The sequence below is a fragment of the Comamonas sp. B-9 genome (assembly GCF_000410635.1).
In the GTDB taxonomy this organism is placed as follows: Bacteria; Pseudomonadota; Gammaproteobacteria; order Burkholderiales; family Burkholderiaceae_C; genus Comamonas.
Window position 1 is genome coordinate 1 of the sequence record NZ_KE148642.1, and the last position, 16,990, is coordinate 16,990.

At 60.7% G+C, this 16,990-nt stretch carries 12 protein-coding genes and 1 pseudogene; 11 read left to right on the forward strand and 2 right to left on the reverse strand.

Annotated features, from left to right (window positions below; translation table 11 throughout):
- Both H928_RS34080 and H928_RS34085 read left to right on the forward strand, forming a co-directional pair.
- Positions 1 to 2,204: TonB-dependent siderophore receptor (locus tag H928_RS34080; protein ID WP_021028023.1), on the forward strand; the 2,204-nt coding region annotated here is incomplete at its 5' end.
- 455 nt (positions 2,205 to 2,659) lie between these two features.
- Positions 2,660 to 3,730: a HAMP domain-containing sensor histidine kinase gene (locus H928_RS34085; protein WP_158400583.1), complete on the forward strand. Its 1,071-nt coding sequence runs from the start codon at positions 2,660 to 2,662 to the stop codon at positions 3,728 to 3,730.
- Positions 3,731 to 4,094: 364 nt separating this feature from the next.
- Here the strand turns inward: H928_RS34085 and H928_RS34090 are convergent, their stop codons facing one another.
- Complete coding sequence (locus H928_RS34090; RefSeq protein WP_021028025.1) at positions 4,095 to 4,451, reverse strand: PRC-barrel domain-containing protein; 357 nt, start codon at positions 4,449 to 4,451, stop codon at positions 4,095 to 4,097.
- 864 nt (positions 4,452 to 5,315) lie between these two features.
- Here H928_RS34090 and ribA point away from each other — a divergent pair.
- Together ribA and H928_RS34100 are read left to right on the forward strand one after the other, a co-directional pair.
- Positions 5,316 to 5,867 carry a GTP cyclohydrolase II gene (ribA, locus tag H928_RS34095; RefSeq protein WP_239645025.1) on the forward strand — a complete coding sequence of 184 codons (552 nt, stop codon included), beginning with the start codon at positions 5,316 to 5,318 and terminating at the stop codon, positions 5,865 to 5,867.
- A complete protein-coding gene (locus H928_RS34100; RefSeq protein WP_021028027.1) occupies positions 5,864 to 7,564 on the forward strand; it encodes a hypothetical protein in 1,701 nt (566 codons plus the stop codon). The genes ribA and H928_RS34100 overlap by 4 nt, the downstream gene beginning before the upstream one ends.
- Positions 7,565 to 7,936: 372 nt before the next feature.
- Here the strand turns inward: H928_RS34100 and H928_RS34105 are convergent, their stop codons facing one another.
- A complete protein-coding gene (locus H928_RS34105) occupies positions 7,937 to 8,074 on the reverse strand; it encodes a hypothetical protein (RefSeq protein WP_021028029.1) in 138 nt (45 codons plus the stop codon).
- Between the two features lie 124 nt (positions 8,075 to 8,198).
- Here H928_RS34105 and H928_RS34110 point away from each other — a divergent pair, with 124 nt between their 5' ends.
- The 7 genes and pseudogenes from H928_RS34110 to H928_RS34140 all read left to right on the forward strand — a co-directional run.
- Positions 8,199 to 8,591 carry a hypothetical protein gene (locus H928_RS34110; RefSeq protein WP_148293235.1) on the forward strand — a complete coding sequence of 131 codons (393 nt, stop codon included), beginning with the start codon at positions 8,199 to 8,201 and terminating at the stop codon, positions 8,589 to 8,591.
- Between the two features lie 606 nt (positions 8,592 to 9,197).
- Entirely contained in the window at positions 9,198 to 9,956 is a 759-nt protein-coding gene (locus tag H928_RS34115) for a hypothetical protein (RefSeq protein WP_021028031.1), read from the forward strand.
- Between the two features lie 376 nt (positions 9,957 to 10,332).
- Positions 10,333 to 12,222 carry an IPTL-CTERM sorting domain-containing protein gene (locus H928_RS34120; RefSeq protein ID WP_021028032.1) on the forward strand — a complete coding sequence of 630 codons (1,890 nt, stop codon included), beginning with the start codon at positions 10,333 to 10,335 and terminating at the stop codon, positions 12,220 to 12,222.
- A 1,171-nt stretch (positions 12,223 to 13,393) separates the two neighbouring features.
- Positions 13,394 to 13,630 (forward strand): annotated as a pseudogene (locus tag H928_RS34125) (hypothetical protein); the annotation flags it as partial.
- A gap of 492 nt (positions 13,631 to 14,122) precedes the next feature.
- Positions 14,123 to 15,157 carry an IPTL-CTERM sorting domain-containing protein gene (locus H928_RS34130; protein ID WP_021028033.1) on the forward strand — a complete coding sequence of 345 codons (1,035 nt, stop codon included), beginning with the start codon at positions 14,123 to 14,125 and terminating at the stop codon, positions 15,155 to 15,157.
- A gap of 201 nt (positions 15,158 to 15,358) precedes the next feature.
- A complete protein-coding gene (locus H928_RS34135) occupies positions 15,359 to 16,741 on the forward strand; it encodes an autotransporter outer membrane beta-barrel domain-containing protein (protein WP_021028034.1) in 1,383 nt (460 codons plus the stop codon).
- A gap of 48 nt (positions 16,742 to 16,789) precedes the next feature.
- A partial coding sequence (locus tag H928_RS34140) for a hypothetical protein (RefSeq protein ID WP_027011150.1) occupies positions 16,790 to 16,990 on the forward strand: 201 nt, incomplete at its 3' end.

Sequence of the window (16,990 nt, forward strand, 5' to 3'; positions counted from 1 at the left end):
AGGGCGCCGCCGATGTGGGCCAGGCGCTGGGCAGTCTGCTGGCGGGCTTGCCGCTGCAGGCCCAGCGCGATGCCAGTGGCAGGGATGTGGGGCGCCGTGTGGCACCCACCGCCGCAGCACCGGCTGCAGTGGCCGCAAGCGCGGCAGAAGGCGCGCCCAGCATAACCTTGCCTGAGCTGCGCGTAACCGCCCAGGCCGAGCGCAGTGCCACCACCGAAGGCACCGGCAGCTACACCATCCGCAGCACGGCAGCCGCCACCGGCCTGCAGCTGTCGCCGCGCGAGACGCCGCAATCGGTCAGCGTGCTCACGCGCCAGCAGATCGAGGACCAGGGCATCACCAGCATTGGCGAGGCCGCGCGCCACATCACCGGCATCTCGGCCATCAGCTCCGACAGCGACCGCACCGATCTGGACGCCCGGGGCTTCTACATCGACAACTACCAGTACGACGGCGTGCCCACCTATGTTGCCAATGACTTTTTTGGCGCCTCGATGCTCGACCCGATTCTGTACGACCGCATCGAGGTCGTGCGTGGTGCGACGGGCCTGATGACCGGCGCGGGCAACCCCGGTGCTTCGGTCAACCTGGTGCGCAAACGCGCCAGCAGCAAAACCTTCACCGGCTCGGCCAGCCTCAGCCTGGGCTCCTGGAACGAGCGCCGCGCCACCCTCGACCTGAGCACGCCCTTGACCGATGACGGCCGCATCCGCGCCCGCGTGGCCGCGATGGCCGACGAGCGCGACTCGCACCTGGACCGCTACCACACGCGCAACCGCGCCTTGCTCGCCACCGTCGAGGCCGATCTGACGCCCGACACCACCGCCTGGATCGGCCTGGAGCACCAGGCCAAGCGCCCCACCGGCGTCACCTGGGGCGGTCTGCCCATGGTCTACCAGGATGGCAGCGCCACGCACTGGCCGCGCTCGTTCAGCATTGGCGCCGATTGGACAGAGTGGAACACCACCAGTAACACCACCTACGCCGGGCTGGAGCACCGCTTTGACAATGGCTGGGCCATCAAGGCCAACGCCAGCCGCCTCGATGCCGACTACACCTCCAAGCTCTTTTACCTGCTGAACGAACCCGACAAGAACACCGGCCTGGGCCTGGGCCCCTACCCCAATTACTCGCGCCAGAGCTTTGCGCAAAACAGCGGCAGCCTGCAGGCCACCGGGCCTTTTGAGCTGCTCGGCCGCAAGCATGAGGCGGTGCTGGGCCTGACCGGCAGCCAGTCCAACTACGCCTACGGCAACCATGCCTACACCGCCACCCCCGTGGGCAATATCTTTGACTGGGATGGCTCCTACCCCGAGCCGGTCTGGGGTGCCTTCCGCCCGCTGGGCGATGACCGCACGCGCCAGACTGCCGTCTACGGCGCGCTGCGCCTGTCGCTGGCCGATGACCTCAAGCTCATCGCCGGCGGGCGCGAAACCCGCTGGGAAAGCCAGAGCCTGACGGAGACGCGCAAGCACAAGGTCTTCACGCCCTACGCGGGCCTGCTGTATGACCTGAACACCACCTACACCGTCTACGCCAGCTATACCGATATCTTCCAGCCGCAAAACTACCAGGACACCCAAGGCCGCTACCTGGACCCTGTGACCGGCAAGGCCTACGAGGCCGGCATCAAGGCCGCGTTTCTCGATGGCAAGGTCAATGCGTCCTTGGCCGTGTTCCGCATCGCCCAGGACAATGTTGCCGTGCAAGACGGCGACAACATGGTTGGCGGCACCGGCAACCCCGCCTACCGGGGCGAGAAAGGTGTCACCAGCAAGGGCTTTGAGGCCGAGGTCTCCGGCGAGCTTGCCCGGGGCTGGCAGCTGATCGCCGGCTTTGCCCGGGCCGATGCCCGCGCGGCCGACGACTCGCGCCTGCAGTCGCAGCGCCCCAACAACATGGCCCACCTCTACACCAGCTACCGCCTGCCCGGCAACTGGAGCGCCCTCAAGGTCGGCGGGGGCCTGACCTGGCGCGGCGCCACCTACGCCACCACCACGACCTCGGCTGATGTGGAAGCGCGCCGCGACCAGGGCTCCATCACCCTCGCCAGCCTGATGGCCAGCTACGACATCTCGCGCCAGCTGTCGCTGCAGCTCAACATCAACAACCTGTTCGACAAAACCTACTTCGACTTTGCCGGCAGCCAGATCTACTACGGCGCGCCGCGCAAGTTCACGGTGACCGCCAAGTACGATTTCTAATCGGCACCAAGCGCCAACAACAACGCCCGCTGGCAAACCCAGCGGGCTGCTTGTCTCAGGCTTGGTGGAGATGTCGCACAACCCATGCTCTGCCCCATGGCTGGGTCTTAGGGATCCGGCAAATGTGCGGCTTGAAAACCCAAGAACATCTGCAGAATCAGTGCGAGCGGTTGATCGATCTATTCTCAGGCCCCTTGCAAAGATTCCCAATATCTGGGGCAGCAGTCCCACCCGCTGAGGCGACACGTTTTCAGTAAGCAGCGCGTTAGCGCCCCGACAGTCAAACGAGACTCTCCCAACTCGAAGCCTTTGCTATACTGCCGCGCACAGGCAGGAGAGCCGCCATCAACACCCCAGCTGACATCGACCTGAGCGTCCTCACTGCGACGAACTCCAGGGCCGCACACTACATTCTTGAAATCGTTAAAGCGCAGACTGGCATGGGGCTGGTAGGCATGGCCTGGGTTCGCGCCAATATGTGGCGTGCATGCGCTGTGGTGGACGACATGGGCCTGGGCATGAAAGCCGGTGACGAACTGGATGTGGACAGCACCCTGTGCAAGGACGTCATGGAATCCCAGCTTGGGATTGCATTTGATGACGCGCTGGACCACCCTGTTTTTCGCGACCATAAAACGCCCAAGCTCTACGGATTTCGCGCCTATATCAGCGAACCGATTCTGCTAACCGATGGCAGCTATTTCGGTAATTTGTTTGCCTTGGATGCAGAGCCCAGGCCCATCACAAGCGAGAAAAACCGCGCCATTTTTACCGCTTGCGCCGGTATTCTTGGCAAGCTTCTCCAAGACCAGCTGATATCCCAGCAGCTGACCAACGAAATTCAAAGCTTTAAAGAGACGGGCAACGCCCGCGAGGTGTTCCTGGCCGTTGTCGCCCACGATCTACGCAACCCTTTGCAGGCGATCACGATGGGCGCAAAGATGCTCGCGCGGGGCGACGAGCCCAAGGCGGCCAAGCTCGGAGAGCGCATCGCTACCAGCGCCCGCCGCATGAGCAAGCTCATAGATGATCTCGTCGATTACGCCAAAGGCCGCGCCGGCAACGCCATATCCGTGGCCCCTGAACCCACGCAAAACCTCGCGGCGGCCCTGCACACCGTCATCGATGAGTTTGTAGAAGCGCATCCTCAGCATGCGTTCGTCGCATCGCTTGAGCTCCCAGCGGAGGTACGTGTCGACATCCCACGTATCCAGCAGCTCTTATCCAACCTACTGGGAAACGCGGTGGCCTACGGCGGGTCGGACTTTCCGATTCAGATCACCGGCAGCCTGGAAGGAAAAGACATCGTCATTCTGGTCAACAACCGGGGGCCTCTGGTACCGGACGAAGTGATGGCCCAGATGTTCGACCCCCACTTCCAGGGCCCCAAGTCTGCCGCCACCAGCATGGGGCTGGGCTTGAGCATCTGCAAACAGATCGTCGCAGCCCACCAGGGAAGCTTGACCGTGCTATCTTGTTCAGATGCCGGCACCACCTTCACGATCAGACTGCCTGTGGTTCTGTAGGCGGACAAATAAACCGGGCGCTGGATACAGCGCGGGGTCAATGCGCCGCCAACACGGCCCAGCAACCCCAAAATGAGACTAAGACAGCTCCGAACCTGGCGCCCGTCCGAAGGCCGTGCACAGATCACGCCCGCACCAACAACGCAAAAATAGCCCGCTGACTAACCAGCAGGCTATTTTTATTTGGGCAACAAAATGCGCTACCCCATCAAAGGCCAATGCAGTAGGGAATTTGATCCCCAGCAACGTACCCATTCAAGGGGCTAAGAAAGCCCCTGAGACGAGGCGCAGAACCGCAGACAGTACTGAAGGTACGGCAAGGTTCTGCAACGAAGTATCAGGGCCTGTATTAGCCCCGCCCCGATCAGATCCAAGGGACGCCGTAGTATTCATTCACCTTTCGGCCATACTCATCGTTATAGTCCTGCGTCGTCTCACGCGCATAGCGCGGCGCGCCTTCCAGCTGCTCCTTGGTGAGCGACACCACATAGCCGCCCAGGCCGGTGTCGTACTTCAGCGTTTCCCAAGGCAGAGGGTACACATCGGTGCCCATGCCCAAAAAGCCGCCAAACTCCATCACCGCGTAGCGGACCTTGCCCGTGAGCTTGTCCAGCAGCAGGCTTTCCACCGAGCCCAGCTTGTCGCCATTGGGGTTGTACACCTTGGTGCCTTGCACCTTGTCCGAAGAGATCACGCTCGATGCTGTGTTGATCGTATTCATAGGGTTCTCCTGTGTTGGAAAGCGGGATTGCAAAGGGGCCGATGCGGGGTGCCGGTAAGAGCGCTTCCGTGATGTCTCGGCCTTGGATTCAATGCTAAACAGCGGCGCGGTCCAGCCGGGTAGTCATCGCCGTCCGATAGCCGTAGGACGGGCCGCACCGGTTTTGCAGGACTGGAAAAAGCGCCCATTGCTGCGGGGCGCATCGTCTCCCGTAAGCCCCTGCGCACGTGGGCTCGCCCACCACAGATGCCCCTGCACACCGTCTTGGATGGGCGAGCAGCTGCCACACCGCATTGGCAGGGCTGCGCCACAAGCGCCACGCGTCGCCCTGCCTGCGGTGCACCAGGCGGGGCTAGCGCCGGCGTGCAGCGCAGCCCCAGCGCCAGCCATTGCAGCAACGCCTGCAAACAACCCAGCCTGGGGATGTAACGCCACCAAGCCCAAAAATCCCGCCAATATATCCGCCAGAACCCTATAACCCGCTAGACACTTCAAAATTTCCAGTAATCAACGAAAACCCATCACTCGCAAATCAGGACTTATCGCATAAAATTAAAATTATTAACACCCTCAATTAGATAATTTAAAAATAAAATAAAAAGCAAATTATCAATATTGTCTCTCCGCAGAAACAACTGAAGCCGTGACTACGGCATAAGCACGTAGTATCTTTCTTCCTCGGTGGTTAAAAATTCATTCGAATCTTGTATACAAATACCATACCAGCGGGGATTCATCATGGACACAGATCAGTGCATAAACGGCGCTTCAAAAGACAGAGAGAATGCCTTAGCCAAACCCCGGGTTCGCAGCATCGTGCGGGTGCCCATCATTCTGGCCAATGGGCACAAGGCCGCATCAGAAATCATCAGCTTTGGCAACCTGAGCGACCACGGCGAGCACTTTGCGGTGCGGTTTGAGCGCCCAAACGCCAAAGCGCCGCTGGTGCGCCTGCATTCAGAGTGCATCACGGGCGACGCGCTGGCCTCCGCACGCTGCGACTGCGGTCCCCAGCTCCAGGAAGCACTGCAACGCCTGCATACCGAAGGGGGCCTGCTCCTGTATTTGCGCCAAGAAGGCCGAGGCATTGGCCTTTATCGAAAACTGGAAGCCTACCTATTACAAGATCAAGGATTGGATACCTTTGCCGCGAATCGGGCTTTGGGCCATAAAGACGACGAGCGCAGTTACCAGGTCGCCGCTGACATGCTCCAAGCGCTGGGCATTCACACCATCCGCTTGCTCAGCAATAATCCCGACAAACAAAAGCAACTCAGCATGGCAGGCATTACCGTGGAGTCACGCATCCCTACCGGGGTGTTTGTCGATACCGATAATCGCCATTACCTGGAAACCAAGGTCAAGCACTCACGCCACTCCATCGACGTTCCGGCTCTGCAAAAGGAAACCCCATGATCTCCCATCTATCGCCCATCAGCGGCGTTGCCACCCATGGCGGTCGCTATATTGCAAGCGCCGGATACGACAACCAGGTGATCTTGTGGGACGCCCACCAGAAAATCGCACTGGCCCGTGCCTGGCATGACCATCTGGCTAACCAGCTGTCCTTCAGCAGCGACGGCCAGCATTTGATCAGCGCCTCCAGCGACCACACGGCCCGGTTGTGGTCCGTGCCTGGCATGAAGCTCATCTGCGTGCTCTCCGACCATGGGGATGATGTTGAAATGGCCCAGTTCCACCCCACCGAGGCGCTGATCGCCACTGCCTCGCGCGACCACCATGTGAGGGTCTTCGACTTCCAAGGCCGGCTCCGGCACTGCCTCGCAGGCCATAGCGCCGATGTGATCTCGATAGCCTGGTCCGCCAATGGCCAGACACTGCTATCGTCCAGCGACGACGGCACGCTCAAGCAATGGTCACTGGCAACGGGAGACCTGCTCCAGGACATTGACCTTGGCGGCGTAGAGACCGACACAATTGCCATCGCCAACAATGGCACCGTCTATGCGGGCAATGATGCCGGCATGATCTTGACCATCGACGGCAGCCATCGCCAGGCAACACCGGCACACCAGGCTGGCATCAAGCGATTGGTCTACCAGGACAGCGAGCAATTGCTGGTGAGCTTGAGCTATGACCGGCTGCTGCGCGTCTGGAAAGCGCAATCCAGCGCCCTCACCCCCATGGCGCAGTCGAGCATTCCTGCACCGATATGGCCCAGGTCTTGCGCTTTTCTGGACAAGGACACCTTGGTTTTTGCCACCTTTGGCTCTTCCTACGCGCTCTTCCACATCCCAACGGGCGAATGGAATCTCGACAAGGTCTGCGCCACAGGCGGCATCAATGCCACCGCCACCCTGCAGCCCCCTTGGGGCGTGGTATCGATTGGCGACGCCGGCATTCTCAAAGCCCATGGCGAGCCCATCCGCGACCTGCGCAGCCTGTGCAACTTCCTCACGCCCCTCGGCGGCAAGATATGCACCGGCGGCCAAACTGGGGCGCTGTTCGATGCCGCAACAGGTGAGACGCTGTACCAACACCGATCCCCGCTCAACTGCGGCGCGGCATTCATGCGCAACGGCATTGCCCATATGGTCATTGGCAGCTATACAGGTGAAGGCCTGGTGTTTGCCCTGGCGCAAGATGGGGCTGTGCACCATGTCGCTACGCTGCAGCTGCATGACAACGCCGTCAAATCCATCGCCGCCTCCAGCCATAGGCTGTTCTCCGTGTGTGCGGATGGCAGCGCCGCCTGGTGGTCGATTGCGAGCTTGCACGAACTGTTCAGCAAACGCGATGCCCACAGCCGCATTGCCAATGGTTGCGCGGCACTGCCCAACGACCGCTTTGTCAGCGTCAGCCGGGATCGCAAGCTGCGGATCTGGGACGACTTTGCATCGACCGAGCTGAACACCCCCCACCAGCATTCCATCAAATGTGTTGCCGCCAGCCCTGATGGCCAATGGATTGCCACGGGCTCCTACCATGGCTGCGTCGCCATCTACGACCATGCTGCAGGGCAATGGCAGCCCACCATGCGCCCCACCTCAGCGGGCATCTCGTCGCTGTGCTTTGACAGCGACAAGGCCCAATTTCTGGCCGGCTCCTACGATGGCAATATCTACGACATCCCGATCGTAAAACGGCACTAAGCAGCGGCGTTGCGCCGTGCCCCATCGGGGCTGCGCAAGCTTGGCTCCATCGTCTCGGCCATCACGCCCAGCTCAGGCTCCCAGCTTGGTCTCCCAGCTCGGTCTGCCAGGCCTGCAGCCACGCTGCGTACCAAGGCGCCTCATCCAAGGCCGCCAAGCGCAGAGGGCAGGTATTGCGCACGCCCTGCCATCGGTCAACATTGCCAAAGCAGCAGGCAGCGCTGCAAATCGGCCACGCCCTCAAACCGGCACAGATCGAGATGCGCATATACCAGCACCGCGGCTATCTCCCCCACCCGCAGCAAACGCCACCAACAACACGGGCAGCCCTATGGGCTGCCCGGTTCAAGGTGTTGGGATGCGGTCGTGCCGTCAAAGGGGCACAAAGATCGCGATCAGCAGAAACACCAAAACAATCCCGCCGATGATGGCAAAACGCTTGTTGGCGAATCGCCCAGCGCGGGTGTTGGGATTGGTGGGCTTGGTAGGTTTGGGGTCAGGTGGGTTCATAGCTCACAATCTATCCATTGGCCTGGCGCGCACGCGTCGGACAAAGGACAGAAAGCAGGTCAGCTTGTCGGTAGCAGACGCTGGCCCCTACGTTGGGATAGAGGAAAACAGAATGCGTGGTTCGATGACTTTGGCAATGGTGCTGCTGGGCCTGGCACCGGCATGGGCGGCGGCGGGCGCTGCGGCAGCGGTGCCACAAGCCGCACGCAGCGAGCCCCCAACAGCAACCGCCACCGCTAATGTCTGTGCCAGCGACCGTGACAGTGATTCTGACGAGCGCCCCGATGGCGACAAAACGCCCCGGCGCCCGCCCTCGTCTCAGCCCGCCAGTACGGAAACAACGCCATCTGCCCCCCAGCAGCCGGTCTTTATCATCAGCTGCAATGCCAGCGGCTGTACTGACAACCAGGGCCACTTTCTCACCCGCTCCGGCCCCCAGAACCTGGTGGGGCCCAATGGCATCCGCTGCCAAAGCATGGGCGGCAACTGGCAGTGCAACGCACCCACCGCACCGTAATGCACAGCGCTGGCCCAGCGCGCTTATGGGTTGCCTGGATGCGCCGGTCTAACGCACCGCCAAGGTTCACGCTGCTGGCGCGCAGCGCCTAAACCCCTGCGCCTTGGCGGGTCACTGCCAGCAGTCGCCGTTGTCGCCTGACTGCAACGGCCGGGCGTGGCTGTGCGCGGGTTGCGCCAGCGATTGGCGGCACTGCCAGTTGCGCGTTAGCGTGGGCCCCCAGCCCCTGCCAACCACCGCCAAACACCGGCGGGCGGCATATCCCCTCATCAATGCTGATTCTTGCGCGGCGTGCGCTGTTGCTTAACCAGCGCCCAGGTCGGGGTGCCTTGCTACGAGCGCCAATCCGGCAAGTCCGAGCCAGCTGCAGCGTTCAAACTCCGCCGCTGATCAGCGCAAACTTGATATACAAAAAACCAAATACCGCTATGGAATTGCAAATACTCATTAATTTCTTTCTCCACAGAAATAGATATTAAAAATTACATTGGTTATCAATCATTAATCAATGTCAATGCATCCATTCAATAACCAAAGCGTTCTTTGACCTCCAACATTTCAATCGCAAAGCTGTTTTCGACCTTCGATTTTTTTAAAGGAAGCGCTATGCCAACGATTCGCCGCCACGCTTTACGCCACTACGCCGCCATCGGCCTCTTAGCCTGCGCGGCATCCTGGGCACCGATCGCATCGGCACAAAGCCAGCCACCGCAGGTGGTGATCGACAGCACCGGCTTTGACTTCTACTCGGCGTATCCCGTGAGTGACAGCCAGTGGCGCGGCCCCGCGTTTACCACCGGCACGGTGCCAACGCGGATTACCGAGATCACCTTGGGTCTGGCCAACACCGACCCGGCAACCACCGCCCTGCTCCGCCTGTTCCAGCTCGACGGCAGCACTGAACTGCCCACGGGCGCCGCGCTGGCCTCTGCCACGCTGCCCATCGTCGTGCCCAATGATGGCGCCAACCTGAACGCCAATACCTACACAGCAGCCCAGCTGGGCTCCATCCCCAGCACCACGTTGCTGGCGGGCACAAAGTACGCATTGATGGTGTCCAGCCCCTCAGGTGGCTATATCGGCCTGTCGGACAACGACGGCCCCAGCAATGCCTACACCTTTGCAGGTGGGTTTTCAACCTCGGCTGCAGGCTATGTGCAAACCCTTGACGCGGGCAGCACCTGGACCCAGAACGACCAGGTCACCCCCGCCATCAAGCTGACGGTGGTGCCCGTCGATGACCCGATTGTGGTTCCCCCCACTGCACCCACCCCGGTGCCGACGCTAGGCGCCGTGGGCGCCCTATCGCTGGTCTCCGTCATCGGCTGGCTGGGCCTGCGGCGTACGCGCAAATCGGCAGGCTAACGCCGTCCGTTAATAGCCAGCGCTCGCCATTCCCCCAGATTCACAGACCGCACCAAACAGCCAACCCCAGGCATGGTCAGGAGGTAGTACCACCCATACACAACACCCTTTTTGCCTTGGCTGCTGAAAAGCAGCCAATACGCCCTGCGCTACCGATGCCTGGCTAGACATTTGTCATTCATGGCGAATGGCAATGTCGCCAATGCCATGGGCCATCGCTTTATGGCCTATCTCCTGCAGATGGCCATTGCTCCGATGGGCAAGCAGACAGGGTCGGGTACCGTCCATCGCGGCACAACCGCATGTGGGCGACCAGGCCCAGCCCCTTGCCTGCACTGTCCATAGCTTTCCACAGCTTCAATGCATGAGGATTCTGATGAAAAAGCAAACTATGCCGCCCGCCCGCTACGCGCTGCTCGCCGCCTGCATGTTCGCGGGCCTGGCCCAAGCCCAGAGCATTAACTTCACGGGGGACACCACCCCCACCGGCAACCAAGGCGCCAGCTTTACCACCACGCAGGTGATTGTGGGCGACAGCGGCACCGGCGCGCTCAATATCCTCAGTGGCGGACAACTCGCCTCGCAGGGCGGCAATATCGGCCAGCAGGCGGGCAGCACGGGCACCGTGGTGCTCGATGGCGCGGGCTCCTCGTGGACGCTGACCTCTCCGAGCTTTACCAGCCTGACGGTGGGCAATGGCGGATCCGGCAGCCTGCAGGTGCGCAACGGTGCCAGCGTCTCCACGGTCAGCAACGTCAACGTCATGTTTCGATCAGGCCAGCTTCCTGGATCGAGCGCGTTGGTGGAAGTCGATGGCGCCAACTCGATCGTGGAAGGTGACTACTGCGAGTTTGGCAACAATGGCAACTCGGTCGTTCGCATTACCAATGGCGGCGTGATCTCTTGCAAATTGGGAGGTCTGCTGCTCAATGGCGAAGTAAATATCAGCGGCGCGGGCTCCAAATGGGTCTCGGACACGCAACTCGAATGGGGCGCCCCTGCAGGCCGGCCTGATGCGGTGGTGACCGTTGGTGAAGGAGCATCCATCGAAGCGGTCAGCTACGTGATACCTGCAAGCAATGCGGCGGGGATCACTGGCCCTACCGCGCTCAAAATCGAAGGCGCGATCACGCCCGGTGCCGTTGTGACGCCCTCCATCGACTTTCAATCTATCGAAGGGGGCGTGCTGAACCTCAACCACAGTGATGCCTCAGGCAATTACCAGCTCGCGCCCGATATCTTGGGCTATGGCGGCGTAGATGTGAACAGCGCTGGCACCACCACATTGACGGGCAACAACAGCTACTACAACGCCACAAACATCAATTCCGGGCTGCTGCGCGCTGGCGCTGCCAATAGCCTGAGCCCCAGTTCCGATTTTGTCGTTGCCGCTGGCGGCACGCTGGACACCAATACCTTTAGCCCCACCGTTTTGAGCCTGGACACCAGCGGCTTGGTAACGATGGCAGCGGGCGGCACCAGCACCGTGCTGACGGTGGCCCAAAACTACACCGGCAATGGGGGAGTGATTGCGATGAACGCAGCGCTGGCAGACAGCGGCTCGCCCACTCAAAAACTGGTGGTGCAAGGCAGTACCAGCGGCAACACCATTTTGAATATCAGCAACCTGGGCGGCGCAGGGGCGCAAACCACCGGCGACGGTATTTTGGTGGTGCAGGTCGATGGGGACTCCAACGGCACCTTTAGCCTGCCCGCACCCGGCTATGTGGTGGCTGGTGGTTTCCGCTATTCACTGGTCCAGGTCGGCAACAACTGGTTCCTGCAATCAGAAAACGAGGTGGAAGCGGCCGGCCCCGAAGCCAGCGTGGTGTGCACGCCTGCGCAACTGAGCGATACGGCCAACCAGGTCGCCACCTGCACGGTCACGCTAAGCGCTGCCGCTACGGCCGACCTGCCCATTAACCTGGTGCTGCCTGCGGCCAACCCGCGCTACACCACTACCTGCGCATCGCCCATGGTGGTTGCGGCCAATGCCACCCAGGCCAGCTGCACGATTACCGCCACGCCCAACACCACGGCGGGGGATGGCGATGTGACCGTCACGCTGGCCATTGCACCGCCCACCACCGCAGATGCCTATACGCCCGTGGGCCCTGCTGCGCAGGTCGTTATCCAGGATGCCAATGCGCCCCAGCCGCCTGCCAGCCCTACTGCAGTGCCCACGCTGGGCAGCTGGGGCCTGGCTGCGTTGGCAGCGCTGATGGCGGCTCTGGGCCTGCGCCGCTCGCGCAAGTCCGCTGCCTAAGGCAGCATCCAGGGGGTAGCGCCGCCAGGCGCTGCCCCGTATTGGCCATAACGAGCAGGGCGCAGCAGAGGCAACGGTTCTTTGGGTTCCCGACGGCTGCAGATGGGCTGCCGCTCACGCAATCGCCCAGCGTAACGATCAGCTCGCAAGCGGCACCGGCCGGCCCTGCACGGCGATAGCCTTGGCTTCGCTCCCCACCCGACCAGGGCAGAGGCGGCTGCGCATATACGCCACCCTGTCTCATCTATACGACTGTCAGCCAGCGTTCCCGCTTTTACATGCCTTTTCTTTTGTCATAACAATGACATAGAGAGGCTCACACAGATGCGGGGTTGGTCACGCGGCATGGCCCCATTTTTAACGGCCGCTCGCCGTGCACCCATGCCTAGGCATCCTCTCTAACAGCGCCCCTACGTACAGCGGCGCTGCCTGCGCGCTGCTGCAGTGCAAAACGCCCCCGCAATAAGGCCATTGCTGCCCGCTATAAGCCCTGGCCCCATCAGCTCCAAGGCTCTGGCAAAAACCTATCAATAGATTAGTTTTTATAAACTATATGAATTGATCGTGCTAGGCTATGCTTTAAATCAATCTTGCATACATTGCTTGCACACATTTTGCGAACTTTCAGAACGCGCATGCCAACGCCCTGTGAGGAGGTCAGCACCATCCATACATCTGATTCGCATTGAATGGCTGAAACGCACCGCCATGCCTTTGGTCGCTGAATTTTGGTTAGACATTTGTTATGAATCACAAATTTCTAGTTGCTTTATGCTATTGATAGACGCTTTATTTCATACCACGCTTGAATGCAAGATAGGTGCCATTTTTTTCCAACCTCAGAAGCAGAAAGTGGATGACGCTGCCCCTCTCCTCTCTCCAACCCGCCTCGGCTATCGGTGCGCCACGATGGTGGTGCCATGCGGCTTGGCAACGCCAACCCATGGTTTAACCACAGCTCAGTGCTTGATGCCAGGTACCTGGCTCTGCGCTTTTCCTTTCCCTTCGCTGGCTGTTTAAATAGCTTCATACAACTTATAAATTCAAAATCCATATGAAAAAACGATTAACCCCTCCCGCCCGCTACGCGCTGCTGACCGCCTGCCTGCTCACCGGTTTTGCACAGGCCCAGAGCATCGACTTTAGCGGTGACACTGATCCCACCGGCAATATGGGCGCCAGCTACAGCGCTCAGGAGGTCAAGGTGGGTATCAGAAACACGGGCGGACTGACCATCCAAAATGGTGGACAGCTGTTGTCTGAAAAAGCAAGGATCGGCGACGAGGCAGGAAGCACGGGCACCGTGCTGGTAGATGGCCCCAACTCCACATGGGACTTTGCATCTGCCAATCTTGAAGTTTTGACCGTAGGGAATTACGGACGAGGAACTCTGCAGGTGCGCAACGGGGCAAGCGTTTCTCTTATGTGGACGGTACACACGGCGTATTGGCCAGGCTCGAGTGGACTGGTGGAAGTCGATGGTGCCAATTCAACGTTGAGCGCTATGGTCTGTCATTTCGATGGCCCGGCTCCGTCGACCATCCGGATTAGCAATGGCGGCGTAATCCACTGCGGGGACTTGGCGCATTTGGAGTTTGGCGAGCTGACGCTGAGCGGGGTAGGCTCCAAATGGATTTCTACTGTTCTTGCGCTCGGAAACGGTCCACGCTCAAGCTCTTCCATCGTTACCGTGCAGGAAGGTGCTGCAATAGAGGGAGGTCGCATTGTTGTATTGATAGCGCCTACCGCAGGACTTTCTGGCTCTCGCGTGCTCAATATCGAGGGCACGACCACCCCAGGTGCGGTTATCTCTCCCACCATTCGATTCGACGGCGATCGCGCAAATGTGCTGAACCTGAACCACACGGATGCTTCTGGGAATTACCAGCTCGCGCCCTCTTTGGACGGCAACGGCCAGATCAACGTTAACAACTCCGGCAGCACCACCTTGACAGGCGACAATGCCAGCTACACGGGCATTACCCGCATCTACGCGGGCACGCTCCGCGCAGGCGCGGCCAACAGCCTGAGCCCCGCCTCTGACTTTACGGTGGCCGCTGACGGTACGCTAGACACCAATACCTTTAGCCCCACCGTTTTGAGCCTGGACAACAGCGGCTTGGTAACGATGGCAGCAGGCGGCACCAGCAATGTGCTGACCGTCATCCAAAACTACACCAGCAATGGCGGAGTGGTAGCGATGAACACCGCCTTGGGCGCAGACAGCTCGCCCACCCAAAAGCTGGTGGTGCAAGGCGACACCAGCGGCAATACCGTGTTGAATATCAGCAACCTGGGCGGCACGGGAGCCGCCACCACCGGCAACGGCATTATGGTGGTGCGGGTCGATGGCGCCTCGAACGGTACCTTCAGCCTGCCCGCGCCCGGCCATGTAGAGGCTGGGGGGTACCGCTACACGCTGGCCAAGGTGGGCAACAACTGGTTCCTGCAGTCTGACGTACATGTAGAAGCTAGCGGCCCCGAGGCCAGTGTGGTCTGCACCCCGGCTGAGCTGAGCGATACGGCCAACCAGGTCGCCACCTGCACCGTGACGCTGACAGCAGCGCCCACGGCCGACCTGCCCATTAACCTGGTGCTGCCGGCGGCCAACCCACGTTTCACCACCACCTGCGCATCGCCGCTGATGGTACCCGCCAATGCCACCCAGACATCGTGCACGATTACCGCCACGCCCAACACCACGGCGGGTGACGGCGATGTGAGCCTGGAGCTGGCCATTGCGCCGCCCACTACTGCCGATGCCTACACGCCCGCCGGCCCTGCCGCGCAGGTGCTGGTCAAGGATGCGGGTGACACCACCACCCAGCCGCCTGCCACCCTCAAGCAGGTGCCCACGCTGGGCAGTTGGGGCCTGGCCGCGTTGGCAGCACTGATGGGCCTTCTGGGCCTGCGCCGCAGCCGCAAGACGGTGTAAACCACCGGGAGCACCTGCCCGGCGTAACACACATGCTGGGCAGTTGCGCTGCCAAAGCGCACCCGTTGAACCGGAGACTTTTACCAGCTGCAGGCTAGTTCCATCGCCAGCTCCCCAATACCAGGCGCCTGTTTCCGTGCTATCGCCCCTCTTCGCTGGCTATTTAAATAGCTTTATACAACCTATAAATTCAAAATTCCTATGAAAAACCGATTCATCCCTCCCGCCCGCTACGCGCTGCTGACCGCCTGCCTGCTGAGCGGCTTTGCGCAGGCCCAGAGCATTGACTTCACGGGGGACACCAACCCTACCGGCAGCCTGGGCGCCAGCCATACCGCCACCCAGGTAATCGTCGGCGACAGCGCTACTGGCGCGCTCAGCATTCAAAATGGCGGGCAATTGACGTCCCAGACCGGAAGCATCAGCGAGCAGAACACTGGAAGAGGCTCCGTCGTTGTGGAGGGCACGGGATCTTCATGGCTGCTGACCTCGGCCACCGGTGCGGGCCTGGTGATTGGCAATAGGGCAGCAGCCAGTCTTCGGGTGCGCAATGGTGGCACGGTATTGACCAACGCGACACTGGGTTCTACCCAGTCCACCGTCTTTACCGTGGAAGTCGATGGCGCCAATTCCAGCTTGCGGGGAGCTAACTGCGATTTCGATGGCTCTGACGTCTCAACCCTGCAGATCAACAATGGCGCTTTGATGCACTGCGAGGGTAGCCTGATATTCAGAAACGGCGCACTGTCGCTGAGCGGCGCAGGCTCCAAATTGCTCGCGGGTGACGAAATCAACTTGAAACGCCCACTACCGGGCTATGCTTCACTCACCGTTGGTGAGGGCGCGACCGTCGAGACGGGCAAAATCTTGCGCGTGTCGACCTACCTTGATGGAGACCCAACTGGCCCGACCATGCTCACTATTGAGGGCACCACCACCCCGGGCGCAGTCATTGTGCCCACCATCGGCTTTGAAGAACCCACCACTGCTGCGCTTATGCTGAACCACAGCGATGCCTCGGGCAATTACCGTATTGCCTCCGACATCACGGGTTATGGCAGGGTCTTTGTCAATAACTTTGGCACCACGACCTTGAGCGGCAACAACAGCTACGAGAATGAAACGGTGATCAATGCAGGGCTACTGCGCGCAGGCGCTGCCAATAGCCTGAGCCCCGCCTCTGACTTTACGGTGGCCGCGGATGGCACGCTGGACACCAATACCTTTAGCGGTACGGTCAAAAGCCTGAACAACAGCAACCTGGTAACGATGGCAGCAGGCGGCACCAGCAATGTGCTGACCGTCAGCCAAAACTACACCAGCAATGGCGGTGTGGTAGCGATGAACACCGCCTTGGGCGCAGACAGCTCGCCCACCCAAAAGCTGGTGGTGCAAGGCGACACCAGCGGTGACACTATTTTGAATATCAGCAATCTGGGCGGAACCGGAGCCGCCACCACCGGCAACGGCATTATGGTGGTGCAGGTCGATGGCGCTTCGAACGGTACCTTCAGCCTGCCCGCGCCCGGCCATGTGGAGGCTGGGGGGTACCGCTACACGCTGGCCAAGGTCGGCAATCACTAGTACCTGCAGTCGGACGCGCATGTAGAAGCAAGCGGCCCCGAGGCCAGCGTGGTTTGCACCCCTGCCGAGCTGAGCGATACGGCCAACCAGGTCGCCACCTGCACCGTCACGCTGACAGCAGCGCCCACGGCCGACCTGCCCATTAACCTGGTGCTGCCGGCGGCCAACCCACGTTTCACCACCACCTGCGCATCGCCGCTGGTAGTAGCCGCCAATGCCACCCAGGCATCGTGCACGATTACCGCCACG